The organism is Endozoicomonas sp. ONNA1 (assembly GCF_024606325.1).
In the GTDB taxonomy this organism is placed as follows: Bacteria; Pseudomonadota; Gammaproteobacteria; order Pseudomonadales; family Endozoicomonadaceae; genus Endozoicomonas_A.
In genome coordinates, this window is record NZ_JAHHPN010000936.1 from 1 (window position 1) to 2,832 (window position 2,832).

Consider the following 2,832-nt stretch of genomic DNA (forward strand, 5'->3'; position numbering starts at 1 on the left):
AATACTTCAAGGAAAATGTGCCTAAATGGTCATTCTCCCACGCAGAAAGTATTCCTTACTTCTACACTCTGGGTGCCTTCTACAAATGGCAATAAAGCGATGATAAGAGAGTTCCTGTACATGACAAGAGAAATATCGCTCAATCAGGCCTTCTGCCTGAAGTCGTGAAACCAACACAGGCAGATTTTGAGCAAGGTTAGGGTGACGATAAGGGTAGTAGAATGACATATACTCGTCTCAATGCATTAAGCCTTGCAGTGGCTGTTGCCATCAGCTCTTCCATCATGGTTACACAGGCACTGGCTGATCGCAGGCTGCTGACAAAGTTTGTTGGTATTCACGGCAATGGACGAGCGGAGCTGATCCAGAGTGAGGCCGTAGTTAAGCCGACTTTAGGTGATGACCAGCAGCCAATACCCAAATCCTTTACCACCACCTACCCAGATCCGGCTCCATTCAATGCAGACTTTGTCTTTCCTTCTTTCACAGACGTTCTTTCTGGCATCGACGCTGGTGTTGCCATTGTTGATCTGTTTGAAACAGACGAGAATGACGTTGCTCAGAAATACACCAAAATTTTGAAGGTGGCTGATGAGGGTGTCTTCAGGTTCACCCATAACCTTGAAGAAAGAGAACTGGTCATTGAAGTCAGGGCCGGAATGACCGATCAGGATTCAGTTGAGGCTGTGTTTGATCAAATGGATTGCATCGAACCTCTGGAGCCGTTGACAAAAATTGCCAGACCCGCACAACTGGCCGAAGTGCTCGAAGGTGCCGATCAAAGAGCAGGAAAACTCGGCACCCGTGACCACTATGTCGCCCTCGCTACCATTGAAGTAGAACAAGTTGAAGTGAATGGACGTACCTTCATGCGTCTTATCTCCGGAGGTGATCAGCCTCCTGAACTGAAGCGCCTGGGCCAATCGCTCTTCGTCAATGATGAGGCTCTCCTTGCAGCAGCCACCTCTGCCTACATTCAGGTTCATGTCCTGGGAGAGGATTTACAACAGCAGGCTCTTAATGAACTGTTAAAACACAGTAAACCCATCGGATATGTTGTGCACGTCGAAGATGATACTTATGCTTACCCTGTGCCTGAGGGCTATCCAAAGCTGGAAGTAAAAAAAACTCCGGGGGAGGTTATTGTTTTCCATGGTCAGTTGCAGTATCCGAATGATATCGCCTTTATAGAAAACCTCCATAAACTCCTGGAAAAAGCTGAGAACAATTATCCCGCTGAGGCACTAAAAACACAGATTAAAAGCTACGACACCAGAATCTACCAGTACGTTATTCGGAGCAGGCAGTTGGCACTGCTTGAGGAGTCAGCTGCACACTACGAACAACGCAAAACTGAATTCAAATTATATCCACTGGCCAGGCTTATATACTATGAATATCTCCGGCAGGCATTGACCAGTGCTACTCCGGACAATGACTATCAATTTGAATTCACATTTGGACACATCAAAGCGGTCTGGTCTGTCATCACGCCAACCTGGTTAAAGTTTCAACTCGAAAAACACTTCGGCTTCAAACCCGTAATTAGAGAGCTTCTGACTAATCAACGCTTTATTCAAACGTTCATGTCTGTTATTCGCTTTATCAGCAAAAAGGAGATCGGTCCTCCCGGGGTCGACGAACAGTTTGCTGACAAAGTGATTAGCGACATGATCAGGCAGCTGCCTGAAACGTATAAAAGACTGGAGGAGCTACAGACAAAAGAAGCCACAATCCTCCATATTAAAAATGAGTTGCAGCACTTATCGGCTACAGAAGTTACCAGTGAAGAGGAAAAACTCAAAGCACGACAAATAAACCAACGAATCGAGGATGAGCTTGTAAAGCTTCGTGTCGAACTGGAAGCCCTGGGAAACCGGGAACAGGATCTTCAGCAGGAAAGCAAACAAATTCCAGCCCTGGCACAACAACTTCGTGATGCCAGAAAGGCTTACTATTCTGAAAGAGCAACAAAGCTTGGCATAGGTGACTGGGATGATAACATGCCACCAGAAGAGCAAGCCAAACGCATCCGGGAGAAACTTAATGAAATCTTCAGAGCAGTTACCACAACAGGACAACCTGAGGAAGACACTGTAAAAATAAATCTGGCCACTATTGAAGGCCAACTCGGTATTGTTCCGGATAATGAAAATGATCTGGATGCCCGCTTTCAGTCCATTCAAAAGCATCTTCAGCAAAGCGCCAGCTCATACACCAGAAAAACAGCACATATCAAAGCCCGCTATTTAGCCATTGCCTTACATTTGAAGATTCAGGATTTTGATATCCATGCAGATGTTCACGATCAGGAAAAATGCCTGCTTCAAAAAATTGAAGCAATGCATGCTCAAGAAGCAGTTCAACGCCAACAACTCAAGACAATGGATGATCAACTTGATAAACAGTATGCTTTCATCAAGGAGACAAAAGCCGTTCTGGCAGCGGCACTTGGTATTGATCTGATCGAAGACACTACACTGAAAGACCGCACAAGCCTGGAATCAATGCTGCGTAACAAACTCTATGATCTTTCAAAGCTGGAAAATGAACTGAACGACATCAAAACACCAGGCCACCCCAAAGTCATGCCTGAAGTACTTGAGAAACTGACTGCTGTGGAAAGTGTCCTGAATATAGATAACCTCGATACAGAGAACGATGTGCATTACCGTCGTGACGCCATTTCTAAAGAAATTCAGACATACATCAAAGAAACCGGACAGCGGGTAGAAGAAGAAGCTCTGGAGATGCTGATAGCCGTAGAAAAAGCACTTGAGATCAATGTCAATGAGGGTGATGACAAAGCAACAAGACTTGACAGGATTGAAA

At 45.3% G+C, this 2,832-nt stretch carries 1 protein-coding gene; it reads left to right on the top strand.

What is annotated here, in order from left to right:
- Nucleotides 1-221: 221 nt before the first annotated feature.
- A partial coding sequence (locus KDK19_RS22535; RefSeq protein ID WP_257276376.1) for a hypothetical protein occupies nt 222-2,832 on the top strand: 2,611 nt, incomplete at its 3' end.